This is a genomic window from Micromonospora sp. NPDC049891, from assembly GCF_040660295.1.
Classification (GTDB): domain Bacteria; phylum Actinomycetota; class Actinomycetes; order Mycobacteriales; family Micromonosporaceae; genus Micromonospora.
Window position 1 is genome coordinate 16168 of record NZ_JBFAML010000043.1, and the last position, 18919, is coordinate 35086.

The window sequence follows — 18919 nt, forward strand, 5'->3', positions numbered from 1 at the left end:
CCCGCCTGGCGTCAGTTGTGGATCCGGCCCGGCCTCGGTCGTGCCGGACGGCGTCGGACGCGGCTCCCGCCGGGCGTCGGACGTGGGTCGGGGCCGGCGTACCGGTGACGAGAGGTTACGAACGCTGACGCCGACTACCGGACCGGTGGCCGGTGGGAAACACTTGGCGGGTGAGCAGCACGACACCCCGGTTCGCCGCCCTGGCCGGCGTCGCCGCCGCAGCGGCGGCCATCGGCACCGCCGAACTGGTTGCCGTCCTGACCGGCCCCCGGTCGTCGCCGCTCGTGGCGGTCGGCGGTCTCGTGGTGGACACCGCGCCTGAGCCGGTCAAGCGGTTCGGCATCGAGGTCTTCGGCACCTACGACAAGATTGCCCTGCTTGTCGGTACGGCGTTGCTGCTCGGCGGATTCGCCGCCCTGTTGGGCATGCTGGCCGCCCGCCGGCTGACGGCGGGCCTGGCCGGCATCGTCGTCTTCGGCGGGATCGGCGCGGCGGCGGCCCTGACCCGGGCCGGTGCGGACGCCGCCGACGTGCTGCCGTCACTTGTCGGTGCGGCGGTAGGCGGGCTGGTGCTCTGGGCTTTCGTCGCCGGTCCGCTGGAACTCGACCCGTGGCCCTGGTCCCCACCGACACCGGCCGGCCCGCCGTCGGTGACCGGTCCCGCCGCTGCCGTGCCGGACCAGGATCCGGTCGGAACCGCCGGGGTACCCGGCGGCGCGGCGACCGACCCGACCGCGTCCGCCGGAAGCCCGTCGGCCCCGGGAGGGCCGGGGCGGCGGGTCGACCCGGACTCGCGGCGGCGGTTCCTCACCGGTGTCGGCACCGTGCTCGGGGTGGCTGCCGTGGGGGGAGTCGCCGGGCGGTGGCTGGCCGGCCGCCAGGGGGTGTCGGCCGCCCGCGAGGCGATCACCCTGCCGGCCCCGGTCTCCACCGCGCCACCGGTGCCGGCCGGCGCCGACCTGGGCCAGCCCGGGCTGGCCAGCTACGTCACGTCGAACCGGAGCTTCTACCGGATCGACACCGCGCTGGTGGTGCCGCAGGTCGATCCGGAGACCTGGCAGCTGCGCATCCACGGCCGGGTCCGCAACCCGGTCACGCTGAGCTACGCCGATCTGCTCGCCCGGCCCATGGTGGAGCGGTACGTGACGCTTGCCTGCGTCTCCAACGAGGTCGGCGGCGACCTGATCGGCAACGCGCGCTGGCTCGGCGTACCAATTCGGGAGCTGCTGGACGAGGTGGCGCCGCTGGACGGAGCCGACCAGGTGGTCGGGCGTTCGGTGGACGGTTGGACCTGCGGCACGCCGACCGCCGCGCTGCGCGACGGGCGGGACGCACTGCTCGCCGTCGGCATGAACGGTGAGCCGCTGCCGGTGCAGCACGGCTTCCCGGCCCGGATGGTGGTGCCGGGCCTGTACGGCTACGTGTCGGCGTGCAAGTGGATCACGGAACTGGAGCTGACCAGCTTTGCCGACTTCGACGCGTACTGGGTTCCCCGGGGCTGGTCGGCGCAGGGGCCGGTGAAGACGCAGTCGCGGATCGACACGCCCCGCCCGCGCAACCGCCCGGCCGCCGGCCCGGTCACGGTCGCGGGCGTCGCCTGGGCGCAGCACCGGGGCATCGACCGCGTCGAGGTACGCGTCGACGACGGGCCCTGGCAGGAGGCCCAACTGGCGCCGACGATCTCGGTGGACACCTGGGTGCAGTGGTCGTGGCAGTGGCAGGCCACCCCGGGCGAGCACACCCTCCAGGTCCGGGCGACGGACAGCACCGGCGAGCCGCAGACCGGCGAGCCGCGCGGTGTCGCCCCGGACGGCGCGACCGGCTGGCACGCCGTCACACTCACCGTCACCTGACCCCACCCCGCACCCCACCCCCGCCCAACCGGAACGCCGGCCCCCGACCGCACCGGTTGATCATGAAGTTGTTCATCGACACGCCGGTGGGGCGACAACAACCTCATGATCAACCAGCCGGTAGCGGCAGCGGCCGGACATGGCGACGCCGCGTCCGGGTCGGGACGCGGCGTCGGTGGTTCGGTTGGTCAGGCGACGTTGCGCTGGATGGGCATCGTCGACCGGTGCGAGCTGCCCAGCCGGGCCTCCAGCCGGTTGATGTCGACGCGGGTCTGTCGGCGGTCGGCGAGGTCCTCCCAGCCGACCGCGAGCAGGCGCAGCCGCTCGGACTCGCTGAAGCCACCCCAGACGCCGTACGGCTCGCGTACCGCAAGGGCGTGCGCGGCGCACTCGGCGCGGACCGGGCAGGTACGGCAGACGGCCTTGGCGGAGGATTCCCGGCGCAGCCGGGACGAGCCCCGCTCACCGTCGGGGTGGAAGAACTGGGCGCTGTCGCGGCCTCGGCAGGCACCGAGCCGCTGCCAGTCCCAGAGGTCGATGATGGGTCCGGGCAGTCTACGTACGTTCGACATCAGCACCCCTCCTCTCGCGCGGCACCGCGAGACACTCGTGGCCGGTTGTCCGGGCGGCGGGCCGCGCAGGCGCACCGTTCCCGGCCTGGCCACTCCGTACCCGGGTGCCTCTCGCCTCACACGTCTTTGATCCAAAACACTTGGCAGATTGCGGCATATGCCCTATCTGTCGGAAAAGTTGGGAGGATTGCCCGGAACCTCCTCCCGACCAGGGCTGCTCATGGTCTGCTCGTCAGCGGAGAGGAGATGCCTGTGCGTACCGTTCTCGTGTGCGTTCGAACGCCCCTTGCGGCGCAGCACCTGACCTCCGCGGCAGCGCGGTTGGGATTGTCGGGTGCCGTCCGGACGGCGGTCTCCGACCCCGAGGTGATGTTGCGGCTCGCCGAGCGTCCGGCCGATGTGGTGCTCGCCGACACCGCGCTCACCCGCCCCGACAGCGTCGGCTTCGTCCGTCGGGTGCTGGCCCGCGCGCCGCAGGCCGCCGTCCTGCTGCTCGGTGCCGAGGAGGCCGAGGCGGCGGCGGCGACGATCGGCGCCGGGGCGCGTGGACTGATCCAGGGTGTCGACCAGGATCTGACAAGTGCCGTCGCCAAGGCCCTGCTGCTGCTGGCCGCGCCCGGCCGGGCCAACCGGCACCGGATCGCTGATCCCGCCCGGGATGCTGCGGCCGTCGGAAGCCCGGCCCGGCCCGCGCCCGGTGGTCGCACCGGAGGCGAGGCGCCGACCGCCTGGCCGGGGACGGACGCGGCAGGCGGACCGGCGATGGTGCCGGCGCAGCGTGGCGACGACCCCGCTGAGCCGGGTGCCGAGTCCGAGCCGGACAAGCCGACGTCGCCGGCCCGGACCGACCGGTCCGCCATCGGCCTCACCGAGCGGGAGCTACAGGTGCTGCTCGGTATGGCCGAGGGCAAGAGCAACGCCGAGATCGGTCGGGAACTGTTCGTCTCCGAGGACACCGTGAAGACCCACGCCCGGCGGCTGTTCCGCAAGCTCGGCGCCCGCGACCGGGCGCACGCCGTGGCCGCCGGCTTCCGGGCCGGGCTGGTCGCCTGACCTCGCCGGCCGAGCTGTCCCGGGTTGAACCGGTGGTGGCCGGTCAGCGGTCCGCGCCGGGCTCGTCCTCGGTGCCTTCGCTGAGGGTGTCGTGCACGCCGTCGGCGTAGCCGCGGGCGTAATCCCAGGTGACGTAGTGATCGGGGTCGGGATCGTAGGCCGGCTCGTGCACCCGGGGACGCCCCGAGCTGAGCAGGTGCCGCAGGTTGCCCCGGAGCAGATCCCAGTCGAAGTAGTGCGGCTCCCGGCAGTCCTCACACTCGATGACGAGCCCGCGTACGCCGATCGGCGCGAGCAGCGCCTGGTAGATCTCCAGGTCGGCGAGGTCCTCCAGCACATCCTGGCGCTCGACGTCGGTCAGCGGGTCCAGCGGCGCGTCGTCGCCGGGGGCGTCCAGGTCGGCCGCCGGATCGGTCGGGTCGCCGGTGAACGGGTCGATGGGATCGTCGTGCACCCTCTCACCGTAGTCCCATGCCACCGTTGACGCCTGTCCCCCGGTCGCGCGAGCCGTTACCGGTGCGGGTGCCGCGCGGTTCAGGTGGAGAAAGCTTCAGTGGGTACGATGAGGCTGACGCACCCTCGCCCGGCGTTCGCCGGTGCCCCCCGTGCCACCTCGCTGAAGCCCGGTTCGAGCAGCTCAGGAGAGCAATCGTGGAGAATTCGCCCCGTACCGACCTTTCCGCCGGCATCGAGGGCGGCGAGCTGGGCGGCCATCTGCCCGAGCTGCCCGCCGGTTCGGCCAGGGTGGTGCCACTGGGGCTGACCTTCGACGACGTGCTGCTCCAGCCGGGCGAGTCCGACGTGGTGCCCAGCCGGGTGAACACGATCACCCGGCTGACCCGCAACGTCTCGCTCTCCATCCCGCTGCTGTCCAGCGCGATGGACACGGTCACCGAGGCCCGGATGGCGATCGCGATGGCCCGTCAGGGCGGCATCGGCGTGCTGCACCGCAACCTCTCGGTGGAGGACCAAGCGCTCCAGGTCGACCTGGTCAAGCGCTCCGAGTCCGGGATGATCACCAATCCGGTGACGGCGAGCCCGGAGGACACCCTGCGCGAGGTCGACCAGCTCTGCGGTCGCTACCGCATCTCCGGGGTGCCGGTGGTGGACGCCGAGGGGCAGCTGGTGGGCATCGTCACCAACCGGGACATGCGCTTCGTCTCCGACCCGGCCGTGCCGGTCCGCGAGATCATGACCAAGGCGCCGCTGGTGACCGCCCCGGTCGGGGTGAGCAAGGACGAGGCGCTCGGCCTGCTGCGCCAGCACAAGGTCGAGAAGCTGCCGATCGTCGACGGCTCCGGCAAGCTGCGCGGGCTGATCACCGTCAAGGACTTCACCAAGAGCGAGCAGTACCCGAGCGCCACCAAGGACGAGGCGGGGCGGCTGCGGGTGGCGGCGGCCATCGGTGTCGGCGAGGACGCGTACAAGCGCGCCCGGGCGTTGGTCGACGCCGGCGTCGACGTCATCATCGTGGACACCGCCCACGGTCATCAGCGCGCCGTGCTGGAGATGGTCAGCCGGCTCAAGAAGGACGTCGCCGTCGACATCGTCGGTGGCAACGTGGCGACCTACGCCGGTGCGAAGGCACTCGTCGACGCCGGAGCCGACGGCGTGAAGGTAGGTGTCGGCCCGGGGGCCATCTGCACCACCCGGATCGTGGCGGGCGTCGGCGTTCCGCAGATCACGGCGATCATGGAGGCCGCTCGGGCGGCCCGCCCGGCCGGCGTTCCGGTCATCGGCGACGGCGGCATCCAGTACTCCGGCGACATCGCCAAGGCCCTGGTCGCCGGTGCGGACACGGTGATGCTCGGCAGCCTGCTGGCCGGCTGCGAGGAGAGCCCCGGTGAGCTGATCTTCGTCAACGGCAAGCAGTTCAAGACGTACCGCGGGATGGGTTCCCTCGGTGCCATGCAGTCCCGTGGGCAGGCCAAGTCGTACTCCAAGGACCGCTACTTCCAGCAGGACGTGACGAGCGACGAGAAGCTGGTCCCGGAGGGCGTCGAGGGGCAGGTGCCGTACCGTGGGCAGCTGGCCCGGGTGGCCCATCAGCTGGTCGGTGGCCTGCGGCTGGCGATGGGGTACGCGGGCGCGGAGAGCATCCCCGAGCTGCACCAGCGGGGTCAGCTCATCCGGATCACCGCGGCCGGGCTCAAGGAGAGCCACCCGCACGACATCCAGATGACCGTCGAAGCGCCCAACTACCACACCCGCTGACCCCTCCCACCACCCCCGAACACATCTGGAGTGCCCATGCGTGACGTGGTCGAGATCGGGCTGGGTAAGACCGCGCAACGCGGCTACCACCTGGACGACATCGCCATCGTGCCGTCCCGCCGGACCAGGGACGTCGACGACGTCTCCACCGGGTGGCAGCTCGACGCGTACCAGTTCGGCATTCCGTGCGTCGGGCATCCCTCCGACGCGACGATGAGCCCGGCCTCGGCCGTGCGGCTCGGTCAGCTCGGCGGGCTCGGCGTGCTCAACGTCGAAGGGCTGTGGACCCGCTACGAGAACCCGAGCAAGGTGCTGGAGGAGCTCGGCGGTCTGGACGAGGACGCCCGAGCCACCAAACGGCTCCAGGAGGTGTACGCCGAGCCGATCCGGCCGGATCTGATCACCGAGCGGGTCCGTGAGCTGCGCGAGGGCGGTGGCACGGTGGCGGTGCGCGTGTCCCCGCAGCACACCCTGGCGCTGGCGCCGGTCATCCTCGACGCGGGCGTCGACATCCTGGTCATCCAGGGCACCATCGTCTCGGCCGAGCACGTCTCGACCACCGACGAGCCGCTCAACCTCAAGGAGTTCATCGCCGACCTCGACCTTCCGGTGATCGTCGGCGGCTGCACCGACTACAAGACGGCCCTGCACCTGATGCGCACCGGCGCGGCCGGCGTGATCATCGGTATCGGTGGGGACGAGTGGTCCACCACCGAGTCGGTGCTCGGCATCCGGGTACCGATGGCCACGGCGATCGCCGACGCCGCCGCGGCCCGGCGCGACTACCTCGACGAGACCGGCGGCCGGTACGTGCACCTCATCGCCGACGGCGACATCCGGACCTCCGGCGACATCGCCAAGGCCCTCGGCTGCGGCGCGGACGCGGTGATGCTCGGCGAGCCGTTGTCGCTGTGCGAGGAGGCACCGGCCGGCGGGTCCTGGTGGCACTCGGCGGCCAGCCACCCGTCGCTGCCCCGCGGCGCCTTCGAGGCGGCCGGCGAGCCGCTCGGTTCCATGGAGCGCCTGCTCTTCGGCCCCGCCGACGAGCCGGACGGCCAGCTCAACCTCTTCGGCGGCCTGCGCCGCGCGATGGCCAAGTGCGGCTACCGCGACCTCAAGGAGTTCCAGAAGGTCGGCCTGGTCCTGGACCGCTGACCTGACCCACCGCGCCGATCATGCAGTTGTGGCACCCGGTTGAGTAGCTGATGCCCGTTTCGCCACGTGCCACAACTGCATGATCGCGGCAGGTGGCGGCAGTAGGCTCGGGCCGATGAGCAGCGGGTCTGGTAAGTGGTGGGGGGCCGGTGCGGTGGCGGTGGTCGCTGCCGTGGTGGCGGCGGTGGTGCTTGTCGGCGGCATCGGGGACCGGGAGCCTGCCGGGTTCCGGGCGGGCAGCGTCGATCTCGGCGACCCGTACGTGCCGGGCAGCGGCAACGGCGGGTACGACGTCGCCCACTACCGGCTCGGAGTGCGGTACGACCCGGCGGACGACCGGCTGACCGGCCGCGCCGAGATCACCGCGACCGCGACCCACGGGTTGTCCCGCTTCAACCTGGACCTGTCCGGGCTGGAGGTCAGCTCGGTGACAGTGGACGGTGCCCCGGCCGAGCACCGGCGGGACGACGACGAACTGGTGGTCACCCCGGCCCGGGGGCTCGACTCCGGTAGCCGGTTCACGGTGGAGGTCGCCTACGGCGGTGTGCCCGAGGCCGACGCCGACGGCGTGCTGGGCACTGGCGGGTTCCAGCACACCGACGACGGCGCGATCGCCCTCGGCCAGCCGCACTCGGCGGCCACCTGGTTCCCGGTCAACGACCATCCGTCGGACAAGGCCACGTACGACATTGAGGTGACCGTTCCGGACGGGCTCGCCGCGCTCAGCAACGGGGTACCCGGGGAGCGGACCAGCGCCGACGGCTGGACCACCTGGCGCTGGGCCGAGCGCTCGCCGATGGCGAGCTACCTGACCACGCTGGTGATCGGCGACTACCGGGTCCAGACCGGCGACCACGCCGGCAAGCCGATGGTCACCGCCGTACCCAACGGACTGTCGGCGACCGGGCCGGCGGCGACGTCACTGGCCCGCACCGGCGAGATCGCCGACTTCCTGACCACCCGCTTCGGGCCGTACCCCTTCGAGTCGTACGGCGGCGTGGTGGTCTCCGACAACCGGATCGGGTACGCGCTGGAGACCCAGTCCCGGCCGGTCTACGGTCCGGGTTTCTTCCGCGACGGCGAGCCGAACTACAGCGTGGTCGCCCACGAACTGGCCCACCAGTGGTTCGGCAACAGTGTGGCGCTGGCCCGCTGGGGTGACATCTGGCTCAACGAGGGTTTCGCCAGCTACGCCGAGTGGCTGTGGGAGGAACACGACGGCGGGCGCAGCGCCCAGCGCAACTTCGAACTCCAGTACGGGGCAACCGACTGGACCCGGCGCACCCTCGATCCCGGCCCCGGCCAGATGTTCGGCACCGCCGTCTACAAGCGTGGCGCGCTGACCGTGCACGCACTGCGGCGCACCGTCGGCGACGACGCCTTCTTCGAGATCCTGCGGACGTGGACCAGCGAGCGCCGCGACGGCACCGCCACCACCGCCGACTTCATCGCCCTGGCCGAGCGGACGTCCGGCCGCGACCTGGGCTCATTCTTCGACACCTGGCTGACCGGCACCGCCGCACCCGGCCAGCCCTGACCGCCGCCGCCGGCACCTCGTCCCGGCCAGCCCTGACCGGTGCCGCCGGTGTTTGGCCTGGCGCTGACCGGCGCCTCGTCCGGCTGGCCACTCCCGGCCGGAGAACGGCTTGCTGCCACCGCCGGATCGACGTTCTTCCAGTGATCATTTGATCGGTAGGCTGCGGCCTGCGATCGGACGGAGTCGGTCGCGCGGGCCGGCCGTCGGTCGGTCACGTGTCACGGGGAGGACGTGCGATGACAGGTGTGCGGACGCACCTGCGGCGGAGCGTGGCTCTGCTGCTGGTGGGGGCGTTGGGGTTGACCGGCTGTGATTCGGCCGCCCCGGAGGAGACGGAGCCGAGCGCGGCGACGCCGAGCGAGTCGGCCGCACCGGCACCGGACTTCCAGCCGGGTGCCGCAGGGGCCGGGGATCCGTACTTTCCCAGCTACGGCAACGGCGGCTACGACGTCGCCGGCTACACCGTGAAGGTCCGCTACGACCCGGCGAAGGACCAGCTGAGCGGCGTCACCACGGTCCAGGCCAAGGCGACGGCCGACCTGTCGTCGTTCAACCTCGACCTGGCGCACCTGACGGTCAGCGAGGTCACCGTGGACGGCGCACCGGCGCAACACCGGCAGGAGAAGAACGAACTGGTCGTCGCTCCGGCCGACGGGCTGGCGTCCGGTCGGGACTTCACCGCCGAGATCACGTACGCGGGTAAGCCGAAGTCGCTGAAGAACCAGGCGGTCGGTGAGGGTGGCTGGCTGCACACCAGCGACGGCGCGATCGCCCTCGGCCAGCCCGAGTCGGCCAGCACCTGGTTCCCGGTGAACGACCACCCGTCGGACAAGGCCACCTACCGGTTCGAGATCACCGTGCCCGACGGCCTGACCGCGATCAGCAACGGCGTTCCGGGAGGCAAGACCAGCGCCGACGGCTGGACCACCTGGCGCTGGGCCGAGAACACGCCGATGGCCAGCTACCTGAGCATGGTGACGATCGGAAAGTTCCGGATCACCGAGGGCAGCCACAAGGGACGGCCGGTGTTCAACGCGGTGACCACGAAGGTGTCCAAGGGGGCGGCGGACGCCTCGATGGCCAAGACCATCAAGGTGGCCGACTACCTGGAGACCGTCTTCGGGCCGTACCCGGTTGAGGCGTACGGCGGTGTGGTCGTCTCGGACGAGCGGATCCGGTACGCGTTGGAGACGCAGAGCAGGTCGGTCTACTCGGCGGGCTTCTTCCGGCGGGGCGAGAACACCGGCGTCGTCGCGCACGAGGTCGCCCACCAGTGGTTCGGCAACAGCGTGGCGCTGAGCCGGTGGCAGGACATCTGGCTGAACGAGGGTCTCTCGTCGTACGCCGAGTGGTTGTGGGCCGAGCACACCGACGAGTTCACCGCGAAGGAGGCGTTCGAGATCCGGATGGCGCGGGTCCCGGCGGAGGTCTGGCGTACGCCGCCCGGCAAGCCGGGGGTGAAGAACATGTTCAGCGAGTCGGTCTACCAGCGCGGCGCGATGACGGTGCACGCCCTGCGGGTCTCCGTGGGCGACAAGGCGTTCTTCGAGATCCTCAAGACCTGGGCGCGGGAGAAGCGTGACGCCAACGCCACCACTGAGGAGTTCGTGGCGCTGGCGGAGCGGGTCTCCGGAGAGAAGCTGGACAAGCTCTTCGACGCCTGGCTCTACGGCAAGAAGAAGCCCGCCGTTCCGAAGCGTCTCTAGCGTTTCTCCGCCACCGGGCGAGACGTGCCAGCGCCCGGTGGCGGACCCTCAGCTCTTCACCTTCAGTTTCGGGTGTTCGGCCAGGAAGGCCTCGGCTTTGCCGGCGCGCAGTTCGGTGAGGAAACGACGTCCGACGGAGGTCAGTTCCTCGCCCCGGTAGGCGTTGCCCCGGCCCACCGAGGCCCCGGGCAGTCCGACAAGCGTGACCGACTTCGGCGGCAGCGTGCCGAGGGCGTACGCGAAGTCCACGATCCGCCGTCCGCCGACGTAGAGCAGCGCGTCGCCGAGCGCGGCGACCACCTGTTCGACCCGCTCCGGCTGCCGGGCCAGGTCCTGGTCGAGGATCTTCCCGATCAGTGCCTGGATCAGTTGCTGGTGGTGGCGTTGCCGGGCGTAGTCACCGCCGGGCAGGTAACGCTGGCGGGCGTAGTCGAGTGCCTGCCAGCCGTTGAGGTGCCGATCGCCGGGCTCGTAGACCATCTGTGGTCCGACGTAGCCGCCCACGCCGGGGCCGGGCTCCCGGTGCTTGCCGTCGGGTTGCCGGTGTCGCGACACCACTCGCTGGTCGATGCGGATGTCCACGCCGCCCAGGCTGTCGACCAACTCGTCGAAGCCGCCGAAGGTGAGCACCGCGCCCGCGTCGATGCGTAGGCCGGTGTAGTCGCTGACCGTGCGGCGCAGCAGTTCGTACCCCTGGGCGGGGTCGGGCCGCTTGGGGCGGTCCGGTACCCGGCTGCCGTAGCTCATCGCGTGGGTGAGCTTGGTGCGTCCGCCCCGGTAACCGGCCGCCTTGTACGCCGGGATGTCCACCACCAGGTCGCGGGGGAGGGAGAAGAGGTACGCCTGGGACAACCCCGCCGGTACGTGCAGCACGAGTACCGCGTCGGCGTGCGGCTCCCAGCCGGGCACACTAACCCGGGTGTCGACCCCGACCAGCAGCAGGTTGAGCGGACCGGTGATGTCCGCTCCCGGCGGCGGGCTCGGGCTGGGGCTCGCGCTGGGTGACGCGCTCGGGCTGCCGGTGGCGGCGGCCGGTGTCCGGCGGTCGTCGCTCACCGTACGGGCCACCACCACGCCGATCACCGCGACCACCGCCAGCGTGGCCAGACCGGCCAGCGCCAACGTCAACCGTCTCCGGTCTCCTCCGAGCATGATCCCCCGCTTCCTTAGGGCGTCCGTCGAAGTCCCTGGCCGACCTGCGACTCCGCCTCGGCTCGACGGAGACTTCGACACCCGCCCTGGGTCGATACCGGTCCAACGCGCTGAGCCGGGTTCGTGGTTGCGTCCCGGTCGGGCGAAACTGACGCGGTGCGGAGCATGATCGCGCGTAATCAGGTCCTGGCGCGAGAGCTACTCACGAGTAATGATGCGTGCATGCGGTACGACGTGGTGGTCATCGGGTCGGGGTTCGGCGGCAGCGTCGCCGCGTTGCGGCTGGCCGAGAAGGGCTACTCGGTGGGCGTACTGGAGGCGGGCCGGCGGTTCGCCGACGACGAGTTTCCCCAGACGTCGTGGCGGCTGCGCCGCTTCCTGTGGGCACCGCGGCTGGGCTGCTTCGGCCTCCAGCGCATCACGCTGCTCCGGGCGGCCGACCGGCGGGCCGGCGGCGGGGTGCTGGTGCTGTCCGGAGCCGGCGTCGGTGGTGGTTCGCTGGTGTACGCCAACACCCTGTACGAACCCCTGGACGCCTTCTACGACGACCCGCAGTGGCGGCACCTCACCGACTGGCGGGCCGAGCTGGCCCCCCACTTCGACCAGGCGAAACGGATGCTCGGGGTGACCACGTACCCGGTCGCCACCGGGGCGGACCGGGCGATGCGGCAGGTCGCCGAGCGGATGGGAGTGGGGCACACCTTCCACCCCACCCCGGTCGGTGTGCACCTCGGCCGGCCGGGGGAGCGGGCCGCCGACCCGTACTTCGGCGGGGCCGGCCCGGAGCGTACCGGCTGCACCCACTGCGGCGCCTGCATGACCGGCTGCCGGGTCGGGGCGAAGAACACGCTTGTCAAGAACTATCTGTGGCTGGCCGAGCGGCTCGGTGTCCGGGTGCATCCGCTGACCACGGTGACCGCGGTCCGGCCGATCGACGGTGGCGGGTACCAGGTGCACACCGAGCGCACCGGCGCGTGGCTGCGCCGGCGGCCGCAGGTGATCCACGCCGACCAGGTGGTCTTCGCCGCCGGAGCGCTGGGGACCCAGCGGCTGCTGCACGAGATGCGGGAACGTGGCGACCTGCCCGGGCTCTCGTCCCGGCTCGGCGAGCTGACCCGGACCAACTCCGAGGCGATCCTCGGCGCCTCCGTGCCGCACCGACGGGCCCGTGAGCGTGGCGTGGACTTCACCGAGGGGGTGGCCATCACCAGCTCGTTCCACCCGGATCCGCAGACCCACATCGAGCCGGTCCGCTACGGGCGGGGCTCGAATGCGATGGGGCTGCTCCAGTCGCTGCTTGTCGACGGCGGGCCGCACCGGCTGCGTCGTTGGCTCGGCCAGTTGCTGCGGCAGCCCCGGTTGGCCGCCCGGATGCTCTCCGTCCGACGCTGGTCGGAGCGTACGGTGATCGCTCTGGTCATGCAGTCGGCGGACAACTCGTTGACCCTCCGGCTGCGGCGTGGGCCGCTCGGCCGCCGGCTCGTCTCCGGGCCGGGCCACGGCACCCCGAATCCGGCCTGGATCCCGGCCGGCAACCAGGCGGTCCGGCTGCTCGCCGAGGAGATCGACGGTACGCCGGGCGGCGCGCTCACCGAGCCCTTCGACATCCCGGTGACCGCGCACATCCTGGGCGGGGCGGTGATCGGTGCCACCCCGGACGACGGCGTGATCGACCCCTACCACCGCGTCCACGGCCACCCCGGCCTGCACGTCGTCGACGGTGCCGCCGTCTCGGCCAACCTCGGCGTCAACCCGTCCCTCACCATCACCGCCCAGGCCGAACGCGCCATCTCCCTCTGGCCCAACAAGGGCGAGCCCGACCCCCGCCCCGCCCCCGACGCCCCCTACCACCCCCTAGCCCCCGTCCCACCCCACCACCCCGCCGTCCCCCCGCACGCCCCAGCCGCCCTCCGCCACCCCTGACCTCCGCGATCTTGCACTTTGTGTCGCCGCATAGCGCCATACAACGGGCATAACGGCGACCGAAAGTGCAAGATCGGCGGGGGTGGGTCGACGGGGGCGGTGGGCGGGGGGAGGGGGCGTCACGCTGGGTAGGATTGCCGGCTATGAGCCTGCCGCGCCCTGTCCTCGTGGTCGACTTCGGAGCCCAGTACGCCCAGCTGATCGCGCGCCGGGTACGCGAGGCGAAGGTCTACTCCGAGATCGTCCCGCACACCATGCCCGTGGCCGAGATGCTGGCCAAGAACCCCGCCGCGATCATCCTGTCCGGCGGCCCGGCCAGCGTCTACGAGCCGGGTGCTCCGCAGGTCGACGACGGGCTGTTCACCGCGGGCGTGCCGGTCTTCGGCATCTGCTACGGGTTCCAGGCGATGGCCCGCTCCCTCGGTGGCACGGTGGCGCGCACCGGCGGCCGGGAGTACGGCGGCACCCCGCTGCGGCCCCGCCTCCTCGAACCGGGCGTGCTGCTCCGCGACCTGCCGGCCGACCTGCCGGTGTGGATGAGCCACGGTGACTGCGTGACCGAGGCGCCCGAGGGCTTCACGGTGACTGCCGAGTCGGCCGGTGCGCCGGTCGCCGCGTTCGAGGACGTGACCGGGCGGCGGGCCGGCGTGCAGTTCCACCCCGAGGTGGGGCACACCGCGCACGGGCAGGAGATGCTGACCCGCTTCCTCTACGAGATCGCCGGGATCGAGCCGACCTGGACGGCCGAGAACATCATCGACGAGCAGGTGGCCCGGATCCGCGAGCAGGTCGGCGACAAGGAGGTCATCTGCGGCCTCAGCGGCGGGGTGGACTCGGCGGTCGCCGCCGCACTGGTCCACAAGGCCGTCGGTGACCAGCTCACCTGCGTCTTCGTCGACCACGGCCTGCTGCGCGCGGGCGAGGCCGAGCAGGTGGAGAAGGACTACGTCGCGGCCACCGGGATCAAGCTGAAGGTGGTCGACGCGGCCGACAGGTTCCTCGGCGCGCTGGCCGGGGTGACCGACCCGGAGCAGAAGCGCAAGATCATCGGACGGGAGTTCATCCGGGTCTTCGAGGCTGCCGCCCGGGAGATCGCCTCGCACGGCGACGTCGAGTTCCTGGTGCAGGGCACCCTCTACCCGGACGTGGTCGAGTCCGGCGGCGGCACCGGCACCGCGAACATCAAGAGTCACCACAACGTCGGCGGGCTGCCCGAGGACCTCAAGTTCGCCCTGGTCGAGCCGCTGCGCACGCTGTTCAAGGATGAGGTCCGTACGCTCGGCCTCCAGCTCGGGCTGCCCGAGGCGATGGTCTGGCGGCACCCGTTCCCGGGCCCCGGCCTGGCCATCCGGATCATCGGTGCGGTCGACCGGGAGCGGCTCGACGTGCTCCGCCGGGCCGACTTCATCGCCCGTCAGGAACTCAGCGCCGCCGGCCTGGACCGGGACGTCTGGCAGTTCCCGGTGGTGCTGTTGGCCGACGTACGCAGCGTCGGTGTGCAGGGTGACGGGCGCAGCTACGGGCATCCCGTGGTGCTGCGCCCGGTCTCCAGCGAGGACGCGATGACCGCCGACTGGTCCCGCCTGCCCTACGACGTGATCGCCCGGATCTCCACCCGGATCACGAACGAGGTGGCCGAGGTCAACCGGGTGGTGCTGGATGTCACAAGCAAGCCGCCGGGCACCATCGAGTGGGAGTGACGCGGTGCCCCGTCGGGGCGCGATGACGGCGGCTCACGCGGGCGGTTGAGGCGCTGGCCGCGGCGTCGGTTCCGGCGTCGCCCCGGTGTCCGGCGGGTTGTTGACGTCGCCGATGTCGGCAGGTGTCGACGGTTCGGGGCGGGCGGCCGGGACGTCGGGGTACGCCGTCGGTGACGCGGGTGGGGTGGCGGCCGGCGGCCAGGTGGTCGGTGCCGGCGGTCCGGCGTGCGGCACCGGGCCGGTCGGCCCGGGGAACGGCCAGGCCGGGTGCGGTGTGGCGGTCGGCTGCGGGGGCGGGCCGGCGGCGCCGTGCGGCGCGCCGGGCGCCGGGTGCGGCCAGGCAGGTGCGCCGGCCGGCTCCTCGGGCATCAGGAACCACATGATCGGGTACGCGAGGGCGGCGATCCCGCCGGTCACCAGCGTGACGACGGCGAATGCCACCCGGATCAGGGTGGGGTCGACGGCGAAGTAGCGGCCGAGGCCGCTGGCCACACCGGCGACCATCCGGTCGGTGGTCGGGCGGCGCAGTTGCCGGTACGGAGCGTGAGGTGTGGACGTCATGACTCCACGGTCCTCGTCGCGGAGCGTATCGACCTCGGTGACCGCCCGGATCCTTACCCTGAACCGCCTCTCAGGGGCGAGTGATCAGTCAGGAATCCGACTCTTTTCCGCGTCGGTAACGGGTGACGGGGAGAATTTGGCTCCGTGACCACCATGCTGGAGCCGCTGCGCAGGATCGCGGCATACGCAGTCTGTACTGATTCCGTAGAGCGAGTGCTGCTGGTCCGCGCATCGGAGCGCTCCGGCACCCCTGGCACGTGGTCCCTGCCCGGCGGGGCGGTCGACCACGGCGAGGACCCACACCACACAGTCGTCCGCGAGACCGCCGCCGAGACCGGCCTGTCAGTGGCCGTCGCCGGCCTGCACGACGTGCTGGCCGACATGCGGGCACTGCCCGAGCGGGGCATCACCATCCACACCGACCGGTTGGTCTACCAGGTGTCGGTCCGGGGCGGCTCGCTCACCGACCGGGTCGACCGGCCGACCGACCTGGCCCGCTGGTTCACCCGGGACGAGGCGGCGCAGTTGCCGCTTCGCTCCTTCACCGCCCGCGCGCTCGGGCTGCCCGCCTCGTCGGCGGACATCGTGCCCGACGAGGCGCCGGAGTTCCCCTCCTTCTACGCGGTGCCCGGTCCGGACGGGCTGCACCGGGCGCAGCGCTTCGCCGCGTACGCCGTGGTCACCGACCCGGAGGGGCGGGTGCTGTTGACCCGGGTCTCCGACGGCTACCCGGGTGCGGGCTGCTGGCACCTGCCCGGCGGCGGCACCGACTACGGCGAGCAGCCGGGTGCGGCGCTGATCCGGGAACTGGTCGAGGAGACCGGGCAGACCGGGCGGCTCGTCGAGCTGCTCGGGGTGGCCTCTCACCGGGACGCTGCCTCGCTCGGCCCGGAGGGTTACCCGATCGACTGGCACGGGGTGCGCGCCTTCTACCGGGTGGTGGTGGACCAACCCGCCCCGCCCACCGTCGGTGACGTCGGCGGTTCCACCTGCGAGGCCCGCTGGTTCGCCCGCGAGGAACTCGGTGCCCTGCCCACCGACCGCCTCACCGAAGTCACCGCCGAAGCCGTCCAGGCCGCCCACCTGACCTGACCCCCCACCCCCACCCCACCCGTGCGCGGGCTGATCATGAAGTTGTTGCCGGGACACGCCGAGGCGCGTGGCGATAACTTCATGATCGACGCAACGAGGGCGGGGCGGGATGGGCGCGGTGGGAGTGGCGGGGATGGTGGAGCGGGTGCGGCGGGTGGGGGCTTACGGGGTGCTGCGGGACCCCGATCGGCGGGTGTTGCTGGTGCGGGGCTCCGCACGGGCGGACTTTCCCGGCGTCTGGTCACTGCCCGGCGGCGGGCTGGAGCATGCCGAACATCCCGCGCACGCGGTGGTCCGTGAGGTCACCGAGGAGACCGGGCTGACCGTCGAGGTGACCGGGCTGCGGGCGGTCGTCGCGGATGTGGTTCCGTACCCGGACCTCGGGGTCGCGCTGCACACCGACCGGATGCTGTTCGACCTGACAGCGGTGGGCGGGCGGTTGCGTGCCGAGCGTGACGGCAGCACCGACCTGGCCCGTTGGCTGACCCTGGACGAGGCGGCGGAACTGCCGCTGCTGGCGTTCACCGCCGAAGCCGTCGGTCTGCCGGTCGTTCCACTGCCGGCCGGTTCGCTGCGCCGCCGGGAGCCGTTCGCCGGTCCCGGTGCCGGCCGCCGCCGGCAGCGCTTCGGGGCGTACGGGGTGGTCACCGATCCCGACGGACGGGTGTTGCTGACGTTGATCGCCGAGGGCTATCCCGGAGCGGGGCGGTGGCACCTGCCCGGCGGCGGCACCGATCATGGCGAACAGCCCGTCACGGCGCTGCTACGGGAACTGGTCGAGGAGTCCGGCCAACTGGGCAGGGTGACCGAGCTGGTCGGGGTGGACAACCTGCACAATCCGGCGGCCCTGGGTCCGGAGGGGTACCCCCTCGACTGGCACGGCATCCGGATCGTCTACCGGGTGCAGGTCGACGTGCCGACAGAACCGGCAGTTACCGAACTGGCCGGCGGGTCCACCGCTCGCGCCGCCTGGTTCGCCCCTTCTGAGCTGCGAAAACTTCCGTTGACTGAGATCGCCGAGATGGCCCTTGTGCCGTCCAGGTGACCCACGGTGGGCGTACCTGGCTGATCTCGCCACCGGGCCGGTGCGGACGACCTCCGGTACAGTCGAGGCAGGGCAGGTGTAGAAAACGGGCGATGGTGTCCCGGATGGGAATAAGACGGCGGTTCGCGCGGTTAAGGGAGATATAAGTACCGCCGGCAGCTATCGCCATTCCCCCACCCCCTGTGCGATGGTGTACTCCGCAAAACGGCTGCCGGGCCAGGAAGGTCCGGCACGAGACAGCCGGACGCCCGCCCACGTGGCGGTAAGCCGATCCGGTGATGGAGGAAACGTGCCGAGAGCCCCATGGCGCCGGCGTCGTACGACTGACAGCCCGCGTCCCGCAGGGCGAAGCTGGACGGGCCCGCTGCGCCGCAGCGGCACCCTCGCCCGCCAGGTCCTGCTGGTCCGCGTCGGCCGCCGAGGTGCGGAAATGCACGGCGCGACCGACGTGTTGCCCGAGCCCCGGTACCAGGACCGCCCGCGTCGCCGGTACGGCCTCAAGCGGTTCCACCGCACCGGGATGGAAACGATCGCCCCGGTCAGCCCGCTGGTAGGCCCGGTCACGGTCAACCCGCCCGTCGCGCCGACCCCGGTGCTGGGCGAGTCGACAGCGACACCGGCTCCGCTGCTGCCCGGTGAGCGGACCCCGGCCCGGCGGATGAAGTTCGCCCTGGTCAACGCCTGCACCCTGGCCAGCCTGCTGCTCGGCATCAACGCGATCTTCGTCGCCATGCAGGGTGAGGTGCGGCTGGCCGCGCTTCTCCTGATCGCCTGCGTCGCGTTCGACGGCCTGGACGGCGCTCTGGCCCGCAAGCTCGGGGTGTCCAGCCCGTTCGGCGCCCAGATGGACTCGCTTGCCGACATGTGCTCCTTCGGGCTCGCCGCACCCGTGGTGGTCTACGCGTCGCTGGCCGGCTCCGCGCCGACCGCCGCCGCCGCGGTGGCCGCTGCGCTCGTCGCCGCCTGCGCGGCCATCCGCCTGGCGCGGTTCAACGTTTCACCCAACGACGGGCGGTTCTTCTCCGGCGTACCCACCACCATGGCAGCCGCCGTGCTCGCTCTGATGGTGGTGATCGGCATGCCGGTGCCGGGGGCGGTACAGATCGCCGGGGTGGCGCTGCTCGCCTTCACCATGGTCAGCAGCTTCCCGTACGCGAAGCTCGCCCGCCTGGTCAAGCTGCCGCCGTGGGTCTGGCTCGCTCCGGTGATCGGTGCCCTGATCGACGTTCGACTCACCTTCGGGCTGATCGTGGTCGGTTACCTGATCAGCGGCCCGGTGCTCTGGCTGCGTCAGCGCCGCACGTCGAGGTCGGGGCGGGCGCGCGAAGGCGGTAGCTACCCGGCCGGCGGGGTGAA

General features: G+C 71.9%; 14 protein-coding genes and 1 pseudogene. 11 read left to right on the forward strand and 4 right to left on the reverse strand.

The window, feature by feature from the left end:
• Positions 1-170: 170 nt before the first annotated feature.
• A complete protein-coding gene (locus AB0I71_RS30700) occupies positions 171-1853 on the forward strand; it encodes a molybdopterin-dependent oxidoreductase (RefSeq protein ID WP_357590603.1) in 1683 nt (560 codons plus the stop codon).
• Between the two features lie 188 nt (positions 1854-2041).
• Here AB0I71_RS30700 and AB0I71_RS30705 read toward each other — a convergent pair whose 3' ends face one another.
• Positions 2042-2425, reverse strand: coding sequence for a WhiB family transcriptional regulator (locus AB0I71_RS30705; RefSeq protein WP_357590605.1), 384 nt, complete (start codon positions 2423-2425; stop codon positions 2042-2044).
• A 252-nt stretch (positions 2426-2677) separates the two neighbouring features.
• On the opposite strand from AB0I71_RS30705, the gene AB0I71_RS30710 reads away from it, so the two are divergent.
• Positions 2678-3478 (forward strand): helix-turn-helix transcriptional regulator, encoded by an 801-nt coding sequence (locus AB0I71_RS30710; RefSeq protein WP_357590607.1) that lies wholly within the window; start codon positions 2678-2680, stop codon positions 3476-3478.
• A gap of 43 nt (positions 3479-3521) precedes the next feature.
• Here AB0I71_RS30710 and AB0I71_RS30715 read toward each other — a convergent pair whose 3' ends face one another.
• The gene (locus AB0I71_RS30715) at positions 3522-3932 is read right to left on the reverse strand and encodes a DUF5319 domain-containing protein (RefSeq protein WP_332907181.1); all 411 of its coding nucleotides are present in this window, start codon (positions 3930-3932) and stop codon (positions 3522-3524) included.
• 197 nt (positions 3933-4129) lie between these two features.
• Between AB0I71_RS30715 and guaB the strand changes: the two genes are divergently transcribed.
• The 4 genes from guaB (at position 4130) to AB0I71_RS30735 (ending at position 10090) form a co-directional block, all read left to right on the forward strand.
• The gene (gene guaB, locus AB0I71_RS30720) at positions 4130-5692 is read left to right on the forward strand and encodes an IMP dehydrogenase (RefSeq protein WP_357590610.1); all 1563 of its coding nucleotides are present in this window, start codon (positions 4130-4132) and stop codon (positions 5690-5692) included.
• A 36-nt stretch (positions 5693-5728) separates the two neighbouring features.
• On the forward strand, positions 5729-6847 hold the full coding sequence (locus AB0I71_RS30725) for a GuaB3 family IMP dehydrogenase-related protein (RefSeq protein WP_099849731.1): 1119 nt from the start codon (positions 5729-5731) through the stop codon (positions 6845-6847).
• A gap of 115 nt (positions 6848-6962) precedes the next feature.
• Positions 6963-8384 carry a M1 family metallopeptidase gene (locus tag AB0I71_RS30730; protein WP_357590612.1) on the forward strand — a complete coding sequence of 474 codons (1422 nt, stop codon included), beginning with the start codon at positions 6963-6965 and terminating at the stop codon, positions 8382-8384.
• Between the two features lie 236 nt (positions 8385-8620).
• Positions 8621-10090, forward strand: coding sequence for a M1 family metallopeptidase (locus tag AB0I71_RS30735; protein WP_357590614.1), 1470 nt, complete (start codon positions 8621-8623; stop codon positions 10088-10090).
• Between the two features lie 48 nt (positions 10091-10138).
• On the opposite strand, the gene AB0I71_RS30740 is transcribed toward AB0I71_RS30735, so the two are convergent.
• Positions 10139-11242 carry an LCP family protein gene (locus tag AB0I71_RS30740; protein ID WP_357590616.1) on the reverse strand — a complete coding sequence of 368 codons (1104 nt, stop codon included), beginning with the start codon at positions 11240-11242 and terminating at the stop codon, positions 10139-10141.
• Between the two features lie 222 nt (positions 11243-11464).
• Between AB0I71_RS30740 and AB0I71_RS30745 the strand changes: the two genes are divergently transcribed.
• Entirely contained in the window at positions 11465-13165 is a 1701-nt protein-coding gene (locus AB0I71_RS30745; RefSeq protein WP_357590618.1) for a GMC family oxidoreductase, read from the forward strand.
• A 143-nt stretch (positions 13166-13308) separates the two neighbouring features.
• Positions 13309-14865 (forward strand): glutamine-hydrolyzing GMP synthase, encoded by a 1557-nt coding sequence (gene guaA, locus AB0I71_RS30750; RefSeq protein ID WP_357590621.1) that lies wholly within the window; start codon positions 13309-13311, stop codon positions 14863-14865.
• A 219-nt stretch (positions 14866-15084) separates the two neighbouring features.
• Here the strand turns inward: guaA and AB0I71_RS30755 are convergent.
• A pseudogene (locus AB0I71_RS30755) lies at positions 15085-15426 on the reverse strand (PspC domain-containing protein); the annotation flags it as partial.
• A 144-nt stretch (positions 15427-15570) separates the two neighbouring features.
• Between AB0I71_RS30755 and AB0I71_RS30760 the strand changes: the two are divergent.
• The 3 genes from AB0I71_RS30760 to AB0I71_RS30770 form a co-directional block, all read left to right on the forward strand.
• A complete protein-coding gene (locus AB0I71_RS30760) occupies positions 15571-16518 on the forward strand; it encodes an NUDIX hydrolase (protein WP_357590623.1) in 948 nt (315 codons plus the stop codon).
• A gap of 133 nt (positions 16519-16651) precedes the next feature.
• Positions 16652-17563 (forward strand): NUDIX domain-containing protein, encoded by a 912-nt coding sequence (locus AB0I71_RS30765; protein ID WP_357590625.1) that lies wholly within the window; start codon positions 16652-16654, stop codon positions 17561-17563.
• Between the two features lie 364 nt (positions 17564-17927).
• Positions 17928-18919: phosphatidylcholine/phosphatidylserine synthase (locus AB0I71_RS30770; RefSeq protein ID WP_357590627.1), on the forward strand; the 992-nt coding region annotated here is incomplete at its 3' end.